The organism is uncultured Lutibacter sp., from assembly GCF_937891065.1.
In the GTDB taxonomy this organism is placed as follows: domain Bacteria; phylum Bacteroidota; class Bacteroidia; order Flavobacteriales; family Flavobacteriaceae; genus Lutibacter.
In genome coordinates this window covers 1-19,696 of sequence record NZ_CALAEQ010000026.1, presented here as the reverse complement: position 1 = coordinate 19,696, position 19,696 = coordinate 1, and the positions used below count along the sequence as shown (strand labels likewise).

General features: G+C 30.6%; 21 protein-coding genes and 1 pseudogene. 17 read left to right on the top strand and 5 right to left on the bottom strand.

The window, feature by feature from the left end:
• The 3 genes and pseudogenes from Q0352_RS01965 to Q0352_RS01955 all read right to left on the bottom strand — a co-directional run.
• A pseudogene (locus Q0352_RS01965) lies at positions 1 to 1,109 on the bottom strand (radical SAM protein); the annotation flags it as partial.
• Positions 1,110 to 1,131: 22 nt separating this feature from the next.
• Positions 1,132 to 3,033: an amidophosphoribosyltransferase gene (locus Q0352_RS01960; RefSeq protein WP_299522776.1), complete on the bottom strand. Its 1,902-nt coding sequence runs from the start codon at positions 3,031 to 3,033 to the stop codon at positions 1,132 to 1,134.
• A 60-nt stretch (positions 3,034 to 3,093) separates the two neighbouring features.
• Positions 3,094 to 4,020, bottom strand: a complete 927-nt coding sequence (locus Q0352_RS01955; RefSeq protein WP_299522772.1) for a PfkB family carbohydrate kinase — start codon at positions 4,018 to 4,020, stop codon at positions 3,094 to 3,096.
• Positions 4,021 to 4,119: 99 nt separating this feature from the next.
• Here Q0352_RS01955 and Q0352_RS01950 point away from each other — a divergent pair, with 99 nt between their 5' ends.
• From Q0352_RS01950 to Q0352_RS01935, 4 genes are all read left to right on the top strand, one after another.
• Entirely contained in the window at positions 4,120 to 4,542 is a 423-nt protein-coding gene (locus tag Q0352_RS01950) for a SufE family protein (RefSeq protein ID WP_299522769.1), read from the top strand.
• Between the two features lie 51 nt (positions 4,543 to 4,593).
• Positions 4,594 to 4,914, top strand: a complete 321-nt coding sequence (locus Q0352_RS01945; RefSeq protein ID WP_299522766.1) for an iron-sulfur cluster assembly protein — start codon at positions 4,594 to 4,596, stop codon at positions 4,912 to 4,914.
• Positions 4,915 to 4,927: 13 nt separating this feature from the next.
• On the top strand, positions 4,928 to 5,431 hold the full coding sequence (locus tag Q0352_RS01940; protein WP_299522763.1) for a DUF2480 family protein: 504 nt from the start codon (positions 4,928 to 4,930) through the stop codon (positions 5,429 to 5,431).
• Between the two features lie 83 nt (positions 5,432 to 5,514).
• The gene (locus tag Q0352_RS01935) at positions 5,515 to 6,387 is read left to right on the top strand and encodes a DUF3078 domain-containing protein (protein WP_299522760.1); all 873 of its coding nucleotides are present in this window, start codon (positions 5,515 to 5,517) and stop codon (positions 6,385 to 6,387) included.
• A gap of 46 nt (positions 6,388 to 6,433) precedes the next feature.
• Here the strand turns inward: Q0352_RS01935 and rlmF are convergent, their stop codons facing one another.
• Positions 6,434 to 7,360, bottom strand: coding sequence for a 23S rRNA (adenine(1618)-N(6))-methyltransferase RlmF (rlmF, locus tag Q0352_RS01930; protein WP_299522757.1), 927 nt, complete (start codon positions 7,358 to 7,360; stop codon positions 6,434 to 6,436).
• Between the two features lie 132 nt (positions 7,361 to 7,492).
• On the opposite strand from rlmF, the gene Q0352_RS01925 reads away from it, so the two are divergent.
• From Q0352_RS01925 to Q0352_RS01895, 7 genes are read left to right on the top strand one after another with little or no spacing between them, the layout of a single operon-like run.
• Entirely contained in the window at positions 7,493 to 7,882 is a 390-nt protein-coding gene (locus Q0352_RS01925) for a hypothetical protein (protein WP_299522754.1), read from the top strand.
• A gap of 2 nt (positions 7,883 to 7,884) precedes the next feature.
• Positions 7,885 to 8,463, top strand: a complete 579-nt coding sequence (locus tag Q0352_RS01920) for a TetR/AcrR family transcriptional regulator (protein WP_299522751.1) — start codon at positions 7,885 to 7,887, stop codon at positions 8,461 to 8,463.
• A gap of 3 nt (positions 8,464 to 8,466) precedes the next feature.
• Positions 8,467 to 9,138: an NAD(P)H-binding protein gene (locus Q0352_RS01915; RefSeq protein ID WP_299522749.1), complete on the top strand. Its 672-nt coding sequence runs from the start codon at positions 8,467 to 8,469 to the stop codon at positions 9,136 to 9,138.
• A gap of 23 nt (positions 9,139 to 9,161) precedes the next feature.
• Positions 9,162 to 9,794 carry a nitroreductase family protein gene (locus tag Q0352_RS01910; protein ID WP_299522746.1) on the top strand — a complete coding sequence of 211 codons (633 nt, stop codon included), beginning with the start codon at positions 9,162 to 9,164 and terminating at the stop codon, positions 9,792 to 9,794.
• Positions 9,795 to 9,808: 14 nt separating this feature from the next.
• Positions 9,809 to 10,804: an NADP-dependent oxidoreductase gene (locus tag Q0352_RS01905; RefSeq protein ID WP_299522743.1), complete on the top strand. Its 996-nt coding sequence runs from the start codon at positions 9,809 to 9,811 to the stop codon at positions 10,802 to 10,804.
• A 23-nt stretch (positions 10,805 to 10,827) separates the two neighbouring features.
• Positions 10,828 to 11,988: an iron-containing alcohol dehydrogenase gene (locus Q0352_RS01900; RefSeq protein ID WP_299522740.1), complete on the top strand. Its 1,161-nt coding sequence runs from the start codon at positions 10,828 to 10,830 to the stop codon at positions 11,986 to 11,988.
• Between the two features lie 15 nt (positions 11,989 to 12,003).
• A complete protein-coding gene (locus Q0352_RS01895) occupies positions 12,004 to 12,813 on the top strand; it encodes a type 1 glutamine amidotransferase domain-containing protein (RefSeq protein WP_299522737.1) in 810 nt (269 codons plus the stop codon).
• 76 nt (positions 12,814 to 12,889) lie between these two features.
• On the opposite strand, the gene Q0352_RS01890 is transcribed toward Q0352_RS01895, so the two are convergent.
• Positions 12,890 to 13,888, bottom strand: coding sequence for a YhdH/YhfP family quinone oxidoreductase (locus Q0352_RS01890; protein ID WP_299522734.1), 999 nt, complete (start codon positions 13,886 to 13,888; stop codon positions 12,890 to 12,892).
• A 133-nt stretch (positions 13,889 to 14,021) separates the two neighbouring features.
• On the opposite strand from Q0352_RS01890, the gene Q0352_RS01885 reads away from it, so the two are divergent.
• The 6 genes from Q0352_RS01885 to Q0352_RS01860 all read left to right on the top strand — a co-directional run bounded on the left by Q0352_RS01885 (position 14,022) and on the right by Q0352_RS01860 (position 19,394).
• On the top strand, positions 14,022 to 14,348 hold the full coding sequence (locus Q0352_RS01885; protein WP_299522731.1) for a helix-turn-helix domain-containing protein: 327 nt from the start codon (positions 14,022 to 14,024) through the stop codon (positions 14,346 to 14,348).
• Positions 14,349 to 14,848: 500 nt separating this feature from the next.
• Entirely contained in the window at positions 14,849 to 15,946 is a 1,098-nt protein-coding gene (locus Q0352_RS01880; RefSeq protein ID WP_299522728.1) for a CNNM domain-containing protein, read from the top strand.
• A gap of 202 nt (positions 15,947 to 16,148) precedes the next feature.
• Positions 16,149 to 16,364, top strand: a complete 216-nt coding sequence (locus Q0352_RS01875; RefSeq protein ID WP_299522725.1) for a ferredoxin family protein — start codon at positions 16,149 to 16,151, stop codon at positions 16,362 to 16,364.
• Positions 16,365 to 16,366: 2 nt separating this feature from the next.
• Positions 16,367 to 16,996: a ferric reductase-like transmembrane domain-containing protein gene (locus Q0352_RS01870; RefSeq protein WP_299522722.1), complete on the top strand. Its 630-nt coding sequence runs from the start codon at positions 16,367 to 16,369 to the stop codon at positions 16,994 to 16,996.
• Complete coding sequence (locus Q0352_RS01865; protein WP_299522719.1) at positions 16,993 to 18,723, top strand: FAD-binding protein; 1,731 nt, start codon at positions 16,993 to 16,995, stop codon at positions 18,721 to 18,723. The genes Q0352_RS01870 and Q0352_RS01865 overlap by 4 nt, the downstream gene beginning before the upstream one ends.
• A gap of 275 nt (positions 18,724 to 18,998) precedes the next feature.
• Positions 18,999 to 19,394 (top strand): hypothetical protein, encoded by a 396-nt coding sequence (locus tag Q0352_RS01860; protein ID WP_299522716.1) that lies wholly within the window; start codon positions 18,999 to 19,001, stop codon positions 19,392 to 19,394.
• The last annotated feature ends 302 nt before the right edge of the window (positions 19,395 to 19,696 follow it).

Genomic DNA, 19,696 nt, shown 5'->3' with positions numbered 1-19,696 from the left:
ATATCACAAAAAGTACATTTTCCCCAATAGCAACCATGTGCCATGGTAAGTTTATTCCAGCGTCCATCGCTCCAAAGGCTATGCATTGGATTTGCAATTTCAATTACTGAAATATAATTATCAAGCAATAAATCAGAATAATCGGGAGTTCCTAAATTGGCTTGATTGTAATCTTTTTTTGAAGATAAATTGTTGTAAACTACTTTATAATCTTCCTTGAAAAAAGTTCTTTTAAACTGTTTAAGATCTGGATTAGTTGAAGTAGAATTTGATACGTTTGAAAGTAATAATTCTATAGGTAATTCTCCATCATCCAATGTAATATAATCGAAGAAATCAAAAACACGAACATCTGTTAAACTTCTTAATTCAGTATTTGGGAAACCACCACCCATTGAAATTTTTAGATCAGGGTACTTCTCTTTTAGAAATTGAGCACAACGAAAAGCGCTGTATAAATTTCCTGGAAATGGCACAGAAATACAAATCAATTTAGGCTGAATTTCTTGTAGTTTATCTTCTAAAATTTTTAAAGTAATGGTATCAATATATGAAGGTTCTTCTTGTAAACTTTCATACAATTCATTAAAACTATTGGCACTTTTCCCTAAGCGTTCAGCATATCTGCTAAATCCGAAATTTTCATCAATACACTCTACTATAAAATCTGATAAATCTTCTAAAAACAAGGTGCCCAAATGTTTCGCTTTATCTTGAATTCCCATGGAACCAAAAACCCAATCTAAATCTTCTAATTGTTCAAATCTTGAAGCTTTGGGAAGAAAATTATCACTACAAATTTGACGAGCAAACGTTTGATTTTTTCCTTGTAAAAAAGCTAATACGGGTTCAATGTTTTTTAAGTATTCGTTTCTTAACGTATAAATTCTTTGTGAATTATAAGAACTTAATCTTTCATTTTCAAAAGCAATATTGAATACTTCCTGAAGTCTTTTCTTCGAAAAAAGTTCTAAAATTACTTCAATACCTAAATCCATTTGAAATGAAGATACCTTCTTAGTATTTAAAAACCCTTTTAAATATGCCGTAGCCGGATATGGCGTGTTTAATTGTGTAAATGGCGGCGTAATAAAAAGGATATCTTTCAAGATGGTTGTATTTTAGATAAATTTAATAGGCTCTTGCGTCGCTTCCTTCATAAAAATTAATAAAAGCATCATTTACAACACGATTTCCTCCTGGAGTTGGATAATCGCCAGTGAAATACCAATCACCTAAATGATTTGGACATGCTTTATGTAAGTTTTCGACTGTTTGATATAAAATTTCAACTTCAGCATTAATAGTTTCAGTTTTTAACATTGTAGCAATTTTATCTGAAATCTGAGTATCAGTAAACGGTGCATAAATTGCAGTAACTGAGTTTTGTATTTCAGTGTCTTGTAAATGCTTTTGGTTTTTACAATTTGTATAAACTTCTTTAACGATATGATATTGGTTGGTGTCTTTCAGTAATTCTAATGTAGCTCTAAAAGCGATGAAATCACCTAGTTTTGCCATATCAATTCCATAACAATCTGGATAACGAATTTGTGGCGCAGATGACACAATGATGATTTTTTTAGGATTTAATCGATCTAAAATTTTAATAATACTTTTCTTTAAAGTAGTTCCTCTAACAATGCTATCATCTATAATTACTAAGTTATCACTTGGCTGAACAATTCCATAGGTTACATCATATAAATGCGCTACTAAATCGTCTCTACTACTATCGTCAGCTATAAAAGTACGCAACTTGGCATCTTTGATGGCTAGTTTTTCAATTCGTGGTCTTTCTGATAAAATTTCTTTTACTTTTTCTACAGATAAACTTCGTTGCCCTTTTAATATAATTTCTGCTTTTTGCTGATTTAAAAAATCTTCAGCGGCTTCACGCATTCCATAAAAAGAAGTTTCAGCAGTGTTTGGAATGAATGAAAACACTGTATTTTTTATGTCATTATTTATCTTTTCTAATATTTGAGGAAATACAAATTTTCCTAAATTTTTTCGTTCTGTATAAATATCGGCATCACTACCTCTTGAAAAATAAATACGTTCAAACGAGCAAGATTTTTGAGGTAATTCCTCTTTAATTTTATCAATTGTTACTTTTCCATTGCGCTTAATAATTAAGGCGTGTCCTCTTTCAATTTCATGAACATCATCAATAGCAACATTAAAAACAGTTTGTATTACGGGGCGTTCAGAAGCTACCACAACAACTTCATCATCTTTATAATAAAATGCGGGTCTAATCCCAGCCGGATCACGAAGTACAAATGCATCTCCATGACCTAATAAACCAGCCATTGCATAACCGCCATCCCAATTTTTAGCAGATTTTTTTAATATTTTTTTAAGGTTTATGCGTTTTTCAATTAACGGTGAAGCCTCTTTTTTACCAACACCTTTTTCTTCTTTAATTTTTACGTACAATTTAGCAACTTCATCATCAATAAAATGACCTATTTTTTCCATCACCGTAACAGTATCAGTCATTTCTTTTGGATGTTGCCCAATTTCAACCAAATCGTTAAACAAGCGTTTTGAATTGGTCATATTAAAATTACCAGCAACTAATAAACTTTTATGCATCCAATTACTTTGGCGCAAAAACGGATGTACACTTTCAATGCTGTTTTTCCCAAAAGTACCATAGCGTACATGACCCAAAAATAAATTTCCTAAATATGGAGCATTATTATTTTGCCATTCTACATCATTAATTTTATCGGGAAAAGTTTCATTTAACTCATTTAAACGCCCATTTATTTGTGCAAAAATATCTTGAATTGGCTGAGATTCATTTGAACGAACTCTGCTTATATATCTTGTTCCTGGATCAACATTAAATTTTATGCTTGCTAAACCCGCACCATCTTGGCCGCGATTGTGTTGTTTTTCCATTAACAAATACATTTTATTTAAACCATAAAATGCAGAGCCATATTTATCTTTATAAAATTGTAAAGGTTTCAATAATCGAACCATTGCAATTCCACATTCATGCTTAATAGAGTCGCTCATTTTTTAGTAGTATTAGTTGTAAAATTAAATAAAAAATTCCGCACGCTGGCGGAATTCATTTTAACTTAACTCAATATCAAATTGTGTTAATAGTTTAAACTGTAATAGTCGTTCTTGAATTTCTTCTTTTGATAAATTTTCCATTCGTTCTGTTCCAAATTTTTCTACGCAAAATGAAGCTAAATTTGAACCTGATATAACGGCTCTTTTCATATTATCAAATGATATATCTCCTGTCTTTGCAATGTGGCCAATAAAACCACCAGCAAAAGTATCTCCTGCACCTGTTGGGTCAAAAACTTCTTCTAATGGTAACGCAGGAGCAAAAAATACATCTCCATTATTAAATAATAATGCACCGTGCTCTCCTTTTTTAATTACCACAAATTTAGGTCCCATTTTATGAATTTTTTGAGCCGCTCTTACTAAAGAATATTCACCTGAAAGTTGACGAGCTTCTTCGTCATTAATAGTGATTACATCAATTTTAGCAATAACTTCCATCAATTCATCTAATGTATTATCCATCCAAAAATTCATAGTATCTAATACAACCAATTTTGGTCGAACAGGAATTTGATTTATCACTGACATTTGAACTGCAGGATGTAAATTTCCTAACATTAAAAAGTCGGTATCTATAAATTGTTGTGGTACTACTGGATTAAAATCTGCTAATACATTTAAATCTGTAATTAAAGTATCACGTGTATTTAAATCGTTATGGTAAAGTCCTTTCCAAAAAAATGTTTTACCATCTTCAATTATTTCAATACCATCTGTATTTATATTTTTGGCGTTTAATTTTTCTAAATATGATTTTGGAAAATCTCCACCAACTACAGAAACAATTCCTGAATTTACTCCAAATTGTGAAGCTGAAAGCGAAATATACGTTGCTGCTCCTCCTAAAATTTTATCCGTTTTACCAAACGGAGTTTCAATAGCATCAAAAGCAACCGTACCTACAACTAGTAATTTATTCATCTAATTTTAATTTCCGCGTATATTTTATTACGCATTATTTGTGTTTATATTTTTTTTAAACAATCGATGTGTTTATTTTTGCAAAAATAAGTTTAAAAAATGACTATCAAAGAAATACAAGAAGAAATTATAGATGAGTTTTCCATGTTTGAAGATTGGATGGAACGTTATGAATATATAATTGATCTTGGAAAATCACTTCCACTTATCAATGAACAGTTTAAATTAGATGATAATTTAATTGTTGGTTGCCAATCTAAAGTATGGTTGCATTCTGAAATTAATGATGATAAACTTCAGTTTACAGCTGATAGTGATGCTATTTTAACTAAAGGAATTGTTGCAATCTTATTACGTGTTTTTAACAACCAAAAACCAAAAGATATTCTAGATGCTGATCTTTATTTTATTGATGAAATTGGATTAAAAGAGCACTTATCTCCAACGCGTGCAAATGGTTTAGTTTCTATGATTAAGCAAATTAAATTATACGCCTTAGCATTTCATTCTAAATTAAGTTAATTCATGTATATTTGCACTTATTTAGAATGAATATAAACAAAGATTATAGTAATGAGTAGTGAACGCGTAGAAGAATTAGGTGTTAAAATAGTTGAGGTTTTAAAATCTATTTATGATCCTGAAATTCCTGTAGACATATATGAGTTAGGCTTAATATACGATGTTATGGTTAGTGAAAATAACGACGTTAAAATATTAATGACCTTAACTTCACCAAATTGCCCAGTAGCTGAAACTTTACCAGTTGAGATTGAAGAGAAGGTTAAAACAATTGAAGAAGTAGTAAGTGCGGAAGTTGAAATTACCTTTGATCCAATATGGACACAAGATATGATGAGTGAAGAAGCAAAACTAGAACTTGGATTCCTTTAAAAAACTTTCTTAAATGTCTAATGAAATTGTAAATAGAGTTGCCAACAGTCAACTAAAAACAATTGATCTTGAAGATTTTTATCCTCAAGGAGCTAGAACAAGTATTGATATAAAAAACTGGCTGTTTCAAGAACTTATCGTAAAAGAATCTGAATTTCGTGATCATTTAAAAAATCATGACTGGGAGCAATACAATAATAAGTATGTTGCATTAATGTGCTCTTGTGATGCTATTATTCCTTCTTGGGCATTTATGTTAATAACAACTTATTTATCTCCTTTTGCTAAAAAAATTGTAGTTGGAAATTTAACAGCTTTAGAAACTTCAATTTATCATGAAATTATTACCAATTTTAATATTGAAGAGTATAAAAATAAGCCAATTATAATAAAGGGTTGTGCTCAAAAACCAATTCCTGAAACGGCTTACATTCAACTTATAGAAAAACTACAACCCATTGCCAAATCTATCATGTTTGGTGAAGCCTGTTCTACAGTTCCACTTTATAAAAAATAACAAATTATTTTTGTACCTTTTTAGTTGTATAATAATATTTTATAAACGTATCTCGCTAACTTTGATTTTTAAACTAAATAAATATGAAAAAAGTAATTCTATTAATTGTATTTGTGCTGATTAGCACTATAACTTTTTCGCAAGAAAAAGAAGAAGGTCCAAAAAATGGATGGACTAAAACAGGAAATATTTCATTTCTATTCAACCAATCTGCTTTTTCTGATTGGGTTGCTGGTGGTGAAAATAACATTGCAGGTAATTTAGGAATCAATTACGATTTCAATTATATAAAAGACAATATAACTTGGGATAACAAAATATTAGCTTCTTATGGGTTAACAAAAAGTAAAAACAGTGAATTTGAAAAGAAAACAGACGACCGATTTGAATTTAATTCTTTGGTAGGTAAAAAAGCAAAAGGATTTTGGTATTATTCTACGTTTTTAAACTTTAAAACTCAATTAGCAAAAGGGTATGTTTACGGAAAAGATGTAAATGGAAAAGAAATTAGAACAGAATTCACCAACTTATTCTCTCCTGCAAATGTTTCATTTGGACCTGGTATGCTTTGGAAAAAGAGTGATAATTTAAAATTCAATTTTGCTCCAGCTACTGCAAAATTAATCATAGTTGATAAAGATTTTACTTTACCAAATGATGCTTATTTTGGTGTTGAAGAAGGGAAAAGCACTCGATTAGAATTAGGTTTCTATGCTTCAGGTTATGCTAAATATGATATAATGGAAAATGTTTCAATGGAAAATAGCATAACATTGTATTCAAATTATTTAGAAGACCCACAAAATATAGACTTAGATTACACGATGAATATTGTAATGAAAATTAATAAATACTTATCAACTAATTTTATATTCCAAACTATTTATGATGACAACGCTTTTGAAGGTTTTCAAGTTAGAGAAGTTATTGGAGTTGGAATTAACTACGGTTTTTAATTCATGATAAATTGAGTTTGAATTTTTAACCAAAAAAGGTATTACATTATGGTTTGGTAATCCACTCCTTTTGTTCATCTTTATTTAAGAAAGTCCAGGCTACAATTCGTGTTACTTTATTACCTTGGTGCATTGGTATTGTTTTAATATCAGTTGCACCAAGTTTTTTTAAAGAAGAATACATACTTTCTGCATTTTCCTTTTTTGAAACTAAAGTGCTGTACCAAAAACAATTGGTTTTAAACATAGAACTTTCATATAAATAGGTATGAATAAACGCTTTTTCTCCTCCTTTATACCATAATTCTTGTTGTTTTCCACTAAAATTTCTAGTTTGTACATGATCTCTGTTTCCTAATCCTTCTAATTTTCTAGCGTTTGCTTGCATAGCATCTTCTTGAGATCTATAAAATGGGGGATTACACATGGTTGCAGAAAATTTATCCGTTTCACTTATAATACTTTTAAATATTTGGGTGGAATCAGTTTGTTGTTTTAGTTGAATAAATTCAGTAAGGTTATTCTTTTTTAAAATAATTTGAGCTCGATCTAATGATTTTTTGTCAATATCAGTTCCTATAAATTGCCAGTTATATTCGGCATTTCCTAAAAGTGGATAAATACAATTTGCACCAATGCCAATATCTAAAACTTTTACATTTTCATCAATACCGGAAGCATTTAACAAATCAGCTAAATAATGTATATAATCTACACGTCCAGGAATTGGAGGGCATAAATTATCGTCTGGGAAATCCCAAAAAGTCAAATTATAATATTTAAATAATAAAGCTGTATTTATTGCTTTTACTGCTTTTGGATTTGCAAAATCTATGGTATCAGTACCATATTGATTCACAAAAACAAATTCTTTTAAATCTGGATACACTTCACTTAAGTCATTAAAATTATAACCATTCTTATGTTTGTTATTTGAATGTAATTGTTCGCTATTTTTCCCTTTTGCCATCATACTTTTTATTATAGTGCAAAAGTACTCTTTTTAAGTTTTAACATAATTTTATATTCACAAAAAGAATGAACGTTCGTTTTGTGAATTATTTTTTTTATATTTGCACCATAATATTTTAAGCACAAGAAGAATATGCAACAAAAAATATGGACAATTTTAAAAATTGTATTGGGTTTTTTTTTAATCTTTGGTGGGATTCAACATTTTATAAAACCTGATTTTTATATCCCTTTTGTTCCTGAATTTCTTCCATTCATTATGCCTATTATATATGTTTCGGGTTTTGTTGAAATATTAGTTGGAGTTTTAGTATTCATTAAAAAATATGAAAAAATAGGTGCTTGGGGAATTTTAATACTTATGCTGTTATTTTTACCAATACACATATGGGATATATTTTCTGACACACCTGCAATAGGAAGTCAAAAAGCAGCTTTTATAAGACTTCCAATTCAATTTCTATTAATTGCAATAGCTTGGAAAGTAAAAAATTTAGTTTCACATAATAAATCAACATTATAAGTATGGCAATTCGACAAAAATGTGATAAAAAACGTTGTGCCTTGTTAAATGCTACACTTCAGTTAGTGAATAATAATGGCTTTCATGCGGCACCAATGTCTAAAATTGCAAAAATGGCTGAAATGTCTCCTGCAACAATTTATATTTATTTTGAAAATAAACAAGACCTAATCAATCAACTTTATTTAGAAACTAAGGCGGCATTTTTTAATTATGCATTTGAGAATTTTGAAAAAGAACAAAGTGTTAAAGATAGTTTTAAACAAGTTTGGCTCAACATTGCAACCTACAGGTTAACAAATATTGACGAATCCAATTTTTTAGTGCAATGTGATAATACACCAATGATTGATGAAAAAAGCAGACAAGAAGGGTTGAAAAATTTACAGCCTTTGCTAGAATTGTGGGAACGAGGTCAACAAAAAGGCATTATTAAACTGATTTCACCTTATTTATTATATGCTTACAGTGTTTACCCATTAACTTTTCTTACAAGTATGCATCAAAAAAGTAATTTTGTTTTGAATGAAAAGCATTTGGAAGAATCATTTCAATCAGCTTGGGATAGTATAAAATTATAAGTTATGAAAAAAACAGCAATTGTATTAGGCGCAACAGGTTTAACCGGAAGTTTATTACTTCAACTATTAATTGAAGATGAACGTTACGAGCTTATAAAATTATTTTCACGTAAAAAAATTACAGGGTTACCTTCAAAAGTGAAGCAATTTATAGGTAATGTTATTGAATTAGAAACCTTTAAAAATGATTTTACTGCTGATGAAGTTTTTTGTTGTATCGGAACTACTGCAAAAAAAACTCCAAATAAAGAATTGTATAAAAGTATAGATTACGGCATTCCTGTAAATGCTGCAAAATTGGCAAAAGCAAACCAAATTAACACCTTTTTAGTGGTTTCAGCTTTAGGAGCAAATGCAAAAAGCAATATTTTTTATAACAAAACAAAAGGTGAAATGGAACGAGATGTTCTTCAACAAAATATTGGAAATACGTACATTTTACAGCCATCAATTATAGGTGGAAACAGAAATGAAATCCGAATAGGAGAAAAAATTGGGTTGACTCTTTTTAAAATTATTCAACCATTATTCATAGGAAAATTAAAAAAATATAAAATTACGGAAGCGAAGGATATCGCAAATACCATGGTGATATTGGCAAATTCAAAAGCTTTAACAGAAAAAATTATTACATCAGATTATATAAAAGAAATATCAAAAACAAAGAATAACTAAAAAAGTAAATTAAGATAAAAAATATGGAATTATTAGATAAATTAAATTGGAGATACGCAGCAAAAGCAATGAATGGAGAGAAGGTTTCTGAAGAAAAAATTGCTAACATTATTGAAGCTGCAAGGTTAGCTCCAACATCAAGCGGTTTACAACCTTTTGAAATAATTGTAGTAAAAAATCAAGCAATTAAAGAAGAAATCAGACCAGTAGCATGGAACCAATCTATGATTACTGACTGTTCTCATTTGTTAGTTTTTGTAGCTTGGGATACCTATACCGAAGAAAGAATAAACAAAATGTTTGACCTAACTAACGAGGTTCGTGGATTTAAAAATGAAGGTTGGGAAAATTACCGTCAAATGCTATTAGGTTCATATCCTCAAAAGGATGCAGAAGAAAACTTTAATCACGCTGCAAAACAAGCCTATATTGCATTTAGCGCGGCTATTATTGCTGCAGCCTATGAAGGTGTTGATACCACGCCAATTGAAGGATTTGATCCAGCTGCAGTTGATAAAATATTAGGATTAAGAGAAAAAGGGTTAAGAAGTTGTGTAATGCTTCCAATTGGTTACAGAAATACAAAAAGTGATTGGTTGGTAAACCTAAAAAAGGTTAGAAAAAGCACTGAAGATTTAGTAACAGTTATAGAATAATTAATATTAAACCAATGAACAAAACAATTTTATTAGAGAAAAGACCGGTTGGAAAACCTCAATTATCAGACTTTAAATTTGTTTCAAATGAAGTAGAAAATATATCCACAGGAGAATTATTATTAAAAACAACGTATGTATCTGTTGACCCTTATTTAAGAGGAAGAATGAGTGATGCTAAATCATATGTGCCTTCTTTTGAATTACATAAGCCAATTACATCAGGTATTGTTGCTGAAGTAATTGACTCTAAAAATCCTTCATTTAAAAAAGGTGATTTCGTATCTGGAATGTTAGAATGGAAAGAGTTTCAAAAATCTAATGGAGAAGGATTGTTAAAAGTAGATGCTTCAAAAGCTCCACTTTCAACGTATTTAGGTGTTTTAGGAATGACTGGTTTAACAGCATTTTTAGGTTTAACAGAAATAGGAAAACCAAAAAAAGGCGAAACAATTGTTGTTTCTGGTGCTGCTGGTGCCGTTGGTAGTATTGTTGGGCAAATTGCTAAAATATATGGCTGTAAAGTTATTGGCATAGCAGGAACCGATGAAAAAGGAACGATGTTAACATCGACTCTTGGTTTTGACGAAGCTATTAACTATAAAACAACCAAAGATATGAATGCTGCTATTAAGGAAGCGGTGCCAAATGGTGTAGATATTTATTTTGACAATGTTGGAGGTCCAATTTCTGATGCAGTTTTAGTAAACATCAACCAGTTTGCACGTATTATTGTTTGTGGTGCCATTTCAGTTTATAACAACACTGAATTGCCAAAAAGCATTAGTGTTCAACCTTTTTTAGTGAGAAATAGCGCTTTAATGCAAGGTTTTATTGTTTTCAATTATGCTGAAAAATATCCTGAAGCTATTGCACAATTATCACAATGGTTGGCAGAAGGTAAACTAAAATATACCGAAACAATTGTTGAAGGGTTTGATACCATTCCGCAAGCGTTTTTAGATCTTTTTGATGGTAAAAACAGCGGTAAAATGCTAGTTAAAATTTAAATAACATATTAAAAATCAATATTATGAATAATTTTCAATATAAAAATCCAACAAAAATTTTATTTGGTAAAAACCAAATAGAAAATCTTACAAATGAGATTCCTAAGAACGCTAAAGTATTGCTACTTTATGGAGGTGGAAGCATCAAAACAAATGGAATTTACGATCAGGTAAAAAAAGGACTTTCAACATTTGATGTTGTTGAATTTGGGGGTATTCCTGCCAACCCAGAATATGCTGTTTTAGTAGAGGCTCTAAAAGTAATTAAAGAAGAAAAAATTACTTTTTTATTAGCTGTTGGTGGAGGTTCTGTAATTGACGGAACTAAATTTTTATCTGCTGCGGCATTGTATAAAGGTGAAGAACCTTGGAACATACTTAAAAACAGCGAACGTACATTAGAAGGAATGCCTTTTGGAACAGTACTTACATTACCAGCTACAGGATCAGAAATGAACTCGGGGGCCGTAATTACTCGCAGAGAAACAAAAGAAAAATTAGTGATGGGCGGTCCTGGATTATTTCCTGTGTTTTCAATATTAGATCCTGAGGTAGTAAAATCAATTCCTCAGCGCCAGCTTGCAAACGGCTTGGCAGACGCATTTACCCATGTTTTAGAGCAATACATGACTTATTCAGTAGATGCAAAACTACAAGATCGTTTTGCTGAAAGCATACTGCAAACATTGGTTGAAGTTGCTCCTACTTTATTAAAAGATCCAACAAATTATAATGCAGCAGCTAATTTTATGTGGAGTTGCACTATGGCTTTAAACGGATTAATTCAACAAGGTGTACCATCTGATTGGGCGATTCATATGATGGGCCATGAGCTAACTGCACTATTTGGTATAGATCACGCACGTACATTGGCAATTATTACTGAAAGTCATTACACCTATAATTTAGAAAGTAAAAAAGAGAAATTAGCTCAATACGCTGAACGCGTTTGGAATATTACAGAAGGTACTCCTGAAGAAAAAGCATTGGCTGGAATTAAGAAAACAACCGCCTTTTTTCATTCTTTAGGTATTAAAACTACCTTATCGGAATATACTGAAGATTATAAAGGGACCGCTCAAATTATTTCTAAACGTTTTACGGATAGAGGATGGTTAGGCATGGGAGAACGCCAAAATGTGACACCAAGTGATGTAGAAAAAATAGTTGAAATGAGTTATTAAAAAATCATAAAAATTATGAAAACAATAAAATATTTAATGGTAGTTTTTACAATAATTACAGCTGCAAGTTGTAAAAATGAAAAGCAAACACCAAAAGCAGAAGATGCAGCAGCAACTGAAACTAATAATAAAACAGAAAAAACAATGAACGTATTATTTGTATTAACTAGTCACGAAGATTTAGGAAAAACTGGAGAAAAAACTGGTTTTTGGATTGAAGAATTTGCAAGCCCTTATTACTTTTTAGTTGATAAAGGTGTAAAAGTAACTGTTGCATCGCCAAAAGGAGGACAACCACCAATTGACCCAAAAAGTGAATTGGCAGACTTTTCTACACCCGCGACTGAAAGATATAATAACGATGCTGCAACTAAAGATATTATTAAAAATACAGTAAAATTAGAAACAGTAAATGCAGCAGATTATGATGCAGTTTTTTATCCAGGTGGTCATGGTCCTTTATGGGATTTAGCTGAAGATAAATCATCTATTTCATTAATAGAAAGTTTTTATAATGCTAACAAACCAGTAGCTTTTGTATGTCATGCACCAGCAGCATTAAAATATCCTAAAAAAGTTGACGGTTCTCCTATCGTAAAAGGGAAAAAAGTAACAGGTTTTAGTAATACCGAAGAAGAAGCTGTACAACTAACAAACGTTGTACCATTTTTAGTAGAAGATATGTTACAAGAAAACGGTGGAATATACTCTAAAGGAGCAGATTGGAGCCCTTATGCATTAGAAGATGGCTTATTAATTACAGGTCAAAACCCTGCTTCATCAGAATTGGTAGCAGAATTATTATTGAAAAAGTTAGAGAAATAATAACAATATAACGCTAGTTTTAAAAAGCTCATTAATTTTCATTAATGAGCTTTTTTTGTATTATTTATTGAAGGTTTTAAACCAATTTTAAAACGGTTCTTCCTTTTAATTTACCTGTTAACATTAAGTTTAATTTTTCACTTAATTCATCTAAAGAAATTGTATTAGCGTTCGATTCTAAATTATCTAATTTCCACTCATTAGCTAATTTGTTCCAAACCTGCACTCTGTATTTCATTGGGTAATTTTGAGAATCTATTCCAATTAAAGATATTCCTCTTAAAATAAAAGGAAATACTGTTAATTCTAACTTTATTGAAGCTGCATTTCCACAAGCAGTTACAACACCCAACGGATTTACAGATTTAATCATATTCTCTAAAATAACACCTCCAACAGTATCAATAGCACCAGCAAACAGAGGTTTTAGTAAAGGTCTGTTTTGCATTTCTTCAAAATCTTTACGTAAAATAACTTCAGTAGCTCCTAAATTTAATAAATATTGTTTCTCAGCTTCTTTTCCAGTAATTGCAGCTACTTTATAACCTAATTTATTTAAAATCATTACACTTACTGATCCTACTCCACCAGTAGCACCAGAAACAACAATTGTTCCATCTGTTGGTTTTACGGTTTCAGTTAATCTTAAAACCGACATACCAGCTGTTAAACCCGCAGTTCCAATAATCATAGCTTCTTTCATAGAAAGATTTTTAGGTAATTTAACCACCCAATTTTCAGGAACTTTCACATATTCTGCAAAACCTCCATTGGCGTTCATCCCTAAATCATAACTAGTTACAATAACTGCATCATCAATTTTAAATTTTTCAGAAGTAGTTGAAACGACCTTACCAACTGCATCAATTCCTGGTGTATGCGGAAAATTCCTAGTAACACCTTTATTTCCACTAGCCGATAAAGCATCTTTGTAGTTTAATGAACTATAATGTACTTTAATTAGTATTTCTCCTTTTTCTACTGCTTCAAAAGGCATTTCTTTTATTGCTGTAATAAATTTTTCGTTTTCCTCTTCAACTCTAAAAGCTTTAAAAGTAGTTTTAGTATTTACCATAATCTCCTGTCTTTTTATTAAATTTGTGTCAAATTTCGATCAATATTTTGTTGTACACAAGAGCTTACAAATTATGCACTTACGAACATTTTGTACTGTTTTGTAAAGATACTAGGTTTTAAAAGCAAAAAAAATGAAAAAAAGTTATTGTCCTATAGATACTTTTATAAATACGATTAAGGGAAAACGTAAAAGCACCATTATTTTACACCTTTCTCAGGGTGATAAAAGGTACAACGAATTGGTGAAATTGATACCAGATATTAGTGAACGCATGATGAGTAAGCAATTGAAAGAATTAGAAGCTGATAACTTAATTAATAGAAAAGTATTTCCTGAAGTTCCACCCAGAGTAGAATATAGCTTAACCGATTTAGGCGAAGAAATACATCCTTTTTTAAAAGGAATGTTTAAGGGTGGAATTATTTTTGAAAAAATGATTGCCTCAGAAGAAAACTAACTTCTTTATTTCAGCATTAGATAACGCATTTAAACAGCTGACCAGTTATATTGAAAAAACAGCTTTTTTAGAGCTTAAAAACTCTTTTTAAAATCCTTTAGAGGCCATACTTATTTTCAAGATAGCACGGTAGATTTACTATTTGTAGATATTGATATGCCCGATTTAAATGGGGTGGATTTAGGAAAGTTATTAAAAAGCTCACCAAAAAGAATTTTCACTACAGCCTAAAGTAAATATGCTGTTGAAGGATTTAAAGTTGACGTCATAGATTATTTATTGAAGCCTATAGACTACGCTACTTTTTTAAAAGCTTCAAATAAGGCCAAATCTCGGTTTGATTTGTTCAATAAACAACCAGAATAATTACAAAGTAACAATAATTTTTTGATCCAAGAGAATGAATTGTATTCGCTGTTAAATTATCATTTTTCAGTGAATATGAATTATTTTAAAGTTGAGCTAATATTAACTAAATTTGCTTTCTAAATAAATATGAAATGTCTTTACTTTTATTATATGCTGCAGTTTCAATCTTTTTTTCATTTTTATGTTCAATACTTGAGGCTGTTTTATTAAGTATTACCCCAACATTTATTACCATAAAAAAGCAAGAAGGTAAATTGTTTGCTAAAACCCTTGAGTATTTAAAAAATGATGTAGACAAGCCCTTAATAGCTATTTTAACAATTAATACCATTGCGCATACAGTTGGTGCAATTATGGTTGGTGTACAGGCAGAAACATTAGATTATAAAGTTAGCATTCTTGGAGTAAATATTGTTGGTATTGTATCAGCAATTATGACTATTTTAATTTTAGTAGTTTCTGAAATTATACCAAAAACAATTGGTGCTAAATATTGGCAACAACTTGCAAACATTACATCTAAAGCATTAGTTTTATTAATTTTCCCATTAAAATGGACGGGTATTTTATGGTTGTTGCAGTTAACAACAAAATTGATTGGTGGTAAAGGTGTACATGGTTCTGTTTTAAGTAGAGAAGAGTTTCACACAATGACTGATATTGCTGAAAAAGAAGGTGTTTTTAAAGAAAATGAAAGTACAATTATTAAAAATTTACTTACGTTTAAAGAAATTCAAGCTAAAGATATAATGACTCCAAAAACTGTGATGCTTACTGCTTCTGAAGATGATACAATACAATTTTTTTATAAAAAACATCCTAAACTTCAGTTTTCAAGAATACCTATTTTTAAAGAAAATTCTGATAATATTACTGGGTTTGTAATTAAAAGTGAACTCTTAGAAGAAATTATTAAGGGAAATGGGGAGAAAAATCTTTTAGAATTAAAACGTGAAATATTAGTCACTAATAGAAATTTACCAATTCCTGATTTGTTTGAGAAATTTATTGCAGAACGAGAACATGTGGCTTTGGTTGTTGATGAATATGGAACAACAAGCGGTTTGGTAACTATGGAAGATGTTATTGAAACATTACTAGGTCTAGAAATTATGGACGAAAGTGATAAAGTTGATGATTTACAAAACTTAGCACGTAAAAACTGGGAAGCAAGAGCAAAAAAAATAGGTCTAATTGATACTAAAAAAAATAAAGAAGAACTTCAATAATTATTTAAAAACTTCGCAATAACCCATTTTTTAACAAATACAATTTTCAGACACTAATATGAAAATTGTTTTGTGCTTCTAAAAATTACTTTAGTTATAAAAATTAACCAGTTGGTTGAATGTTTCATTTGATCAGTTGATTCAATTTTAATTTCAATTACATATAATATTCCTTTGTGTTCAAATTAAAATACAAAGAAGTATGGCAATTAAAAGTATTAACGGTTGTATAGGTTGTGAAGAATGCATTAAAAGCTGCCCAACGGATGTTATTAGGTTAAATCCTTCTACAAAAAAAGCAGAAATTATCTTTCCAGAAGATTGTCAAATATGCCATTTATGCCGCATGTATTGTCCGGTAGATGCTATTACTATTTCACCAGACAAATCTATTCCTGTAATTGTTTCATGGGGTTAATTATGAAAAAGGATAATTACATATTTAAACTAGCAGCACTTATTATAGCATTTATTGCAGTTCCAACATTGTTATACTTCTTCGGAAATTTTCCAAAGAGATCTATTTTAATGGAAACCCTTTCAATAGTAACCATTTTGGGTTTTACACTCTTACTATCTCAATTATTTTCTTCAAGATTAAATATAACATTGGTTAAAAAGATAAGAATGGTAAACGTATTAGCTATTCATAAATTTGTAGGTTATTTATTTATCTCAATTTTATTATTACATCCATTTTTTATAATTGTACCAAAGTTTTTTGACAACACAGTAGCTCCGGCTGATGCCTTTATAAAATTAATAACAACCTTTAGTAGTTTAGGCGTTATTTTAGGTTTAATTGCATATTTCTGTATGGTAATACTATTAATTACTTCATTTTTTAGATTCAAATTGCGTTTAACTTATAGAACCTGGAGAAGTTTACATGGTTATTTCACCATGCTTTTTATAATAACAGCTACTTGGCACGTGATAAATATTGGCCGACATAGCAACACCCTCTTTTCAATTTATTACATTCTTATGGTAGCTAGCGGTATTTTTTACTTACTAAGAACCTACCTTTTTAAAACTTCAAAAAAATGAAAAAAACAACAAAAAAAAATATATCCAGAAGAAAGTTTATAACATTGGCTGGTGGTGCAGCAAGTTTTGCTGCCATTTCAGCAATGGGGATGCCTTTAGATTGGGCTTTAAACAATCCTCAAATTGATGTTGACTCATTAGATATTGATAAAATAAGTACCGATGTTTTAGTTATTGGTGGTGGAATGGCAGGCTTATTTGCAGCTGTAAAAGCACATGATGCAGGCGCCAATGTTTTAATGGTTTCAAAAGGAAGATTAGGAGCCTCAGGACAAACACCTTTTGCAAAGGGAATTTTTGCTTACGACCCTAAAAATGAAAAATTAAGCCTTGATGAATTTACTGATGCCGTTTCACGATCAGCATTAGGAACTAATAATGCTACTTACACAAAACAAATGGCAGAACATTCTTTAGCACGTGTTAACGATTTAAAAGAATGGGGCTTTTTTGATTCTACATTGTACAACAAAAGCTTTAGCAAACCTATAAACGATCGCAATATTCCATTACAAGAACGGATTGTAATTACGCATTTAATAAAAGAAAACAATAAAATTGTTGGAGCGGCTGGCTTCAGTACAGATCAAGAAAAAATAATATTTTATGAAGCAAAAAGTGTGATACTTTGTACAGGAGCAGGAGGCTTTAAACCCAATGGTTTTCCTATTTGTGATTTAACACATGACGGCACTATTATGGCCTACAATATTGGTGCAAAAGTAACTGGAAAAGAATGGAATGATGGGCATCCGGGTAGTTCTGATAACCCTGCAGCTTGCTATGATGGTTGGGGAGATATGTTTGAAAGAAAACCCGGAACAACGGGTGTAGAAATTCATCATGATTTAGGTGTTGACATGAATTACATTGCTTACAAGAACGGAAATCCATTAAAAATGGGACCTCCAGGGTCTGGAAATCAAAATGAAGTTTCAGGTGGTCCATATGTACCTGAAGAATTTCAAAGAAATAACTCAGAACCCCCAAAACGAGAAGGTAGAAAATCACCAAAACTGGAAGGTGGCGCTCCTCCAGGAATGAGTGGAACTAGAGTTGGAGGCTCTTCCGCGGGAATGTCTATTCATAAAGCAGAAGGTTTGGTTCCTATAAATGACAAATGCGAATCTAATATTCCAGGATTATATGCAGCAGGAGATGCTTTAGGTTCTTATATGGCTGGAGCAATTTACACACAAGTAGGTTCATCATTAGCTGGATCTGCAGTACAAGGTGGAATAGCTGGTGAGGCTGCTGCAAATTATAGTAAAAAGGTGGAAACAGTTCATATTTCAACTTCAAAAATAAATGAAATTCAAGAAGAAATTTTAGCGCCTTTAAAACGGGAAGCAGGTTATAGTCCAGCTTGGGTAACACAGACATTGCAAGGAATTATGATTCCTAATTTTATTATTTACATAAAAAAAGGAAATTTATTAAACGCCGCTTTGGCTTATATTGAAGAATTAAGAGATCATCATGTACCCATGTTAAGAGCCGCTAATATGCATGAGCTTCGCTTAGTACATGAAACGGCAAATATGATTACAACTGCTGAAATGAAACTAAAAGCTTCTATTATGAGAACTGAAAGTAGATGCAGTCATTACAGATTAGATTACCCTGAATTAGATAATGAAAACTGGCAAGCTTGGATAAATATATTTAAAGGAGAAGATGGCACAATGCAGTTTGAAAAGCAACCTTTTAATAGTTGGCCAGTATAATTTTTAAAATAGATTTTACAACAACACCCCTTTTTTCTTTTTCTTGAAAGCATCGATTCAATTTTAGTCGATGCTTTCTTTTTACAACAACTTTAAATATCCTATTTCTATATAATATCATTTATTTGAAAATCAATAATTTCAAAAACGGTTGTAATCAATTATTTCAATTTGGTAGATGAAAACCGCCTAAACATTGATTGTTATTTTTAATTATTCAAAGCTTCCTTTTCTTTGAATTATAATTAAAAAACCCTTGTATAATGAAATTAAAAATGAATAAAATCTGGAAAATGTTAGTTGTAGTATTAGTAATTACAACAACAGCGTGCGGGCAACAACGAGGTGGGCAAAATGGGCCACCACAAGGAGGTGGACAAGGCGGACCTCCAGCATTACGAACAGCTAAAGAAATTAAAACAATGGTAAGCGATTTATCTGAAGACCTTTTATTGTCAGACGAACAAGAAGAGCAAGTACTAGAATTGTACACTGAACATTTTGAAGAAGTGGAAGATAAAACAAGTGCTGGAAGACCTGATAGAGATGAAATGGAAGTATTAAAAACGTCGCTTGAAAATGATATAAAAGCATTATTAACTAATGATCAGAAAAAATTATATACAACCTATTTAAAAAATAACAGCTCCAAAAAAAGAGAGCGAAAATGAAATAATTAATTAGAATTGTTTGTTTTGTTAACTATCCGCTTATCATAAACTCATAATTATGAATAAGCGGATTTTTTCAACTATTTATAAAAAAACTCTGCAACTACTATAAGCTAATTCATAGATGAAACTTCTCAGTTCATTGATTTGTTTTTTAATTACTATCTAAACGTAGTTTATTTGTTCCATCATGAAAAAACAACTATCACATATTATAAATAATTTGGAATCTATTTCTTTAAAAGAAATGGATAGTGTTTCATTAATGAAACGAACAGACACCAAATTTGTAATTCACGAAA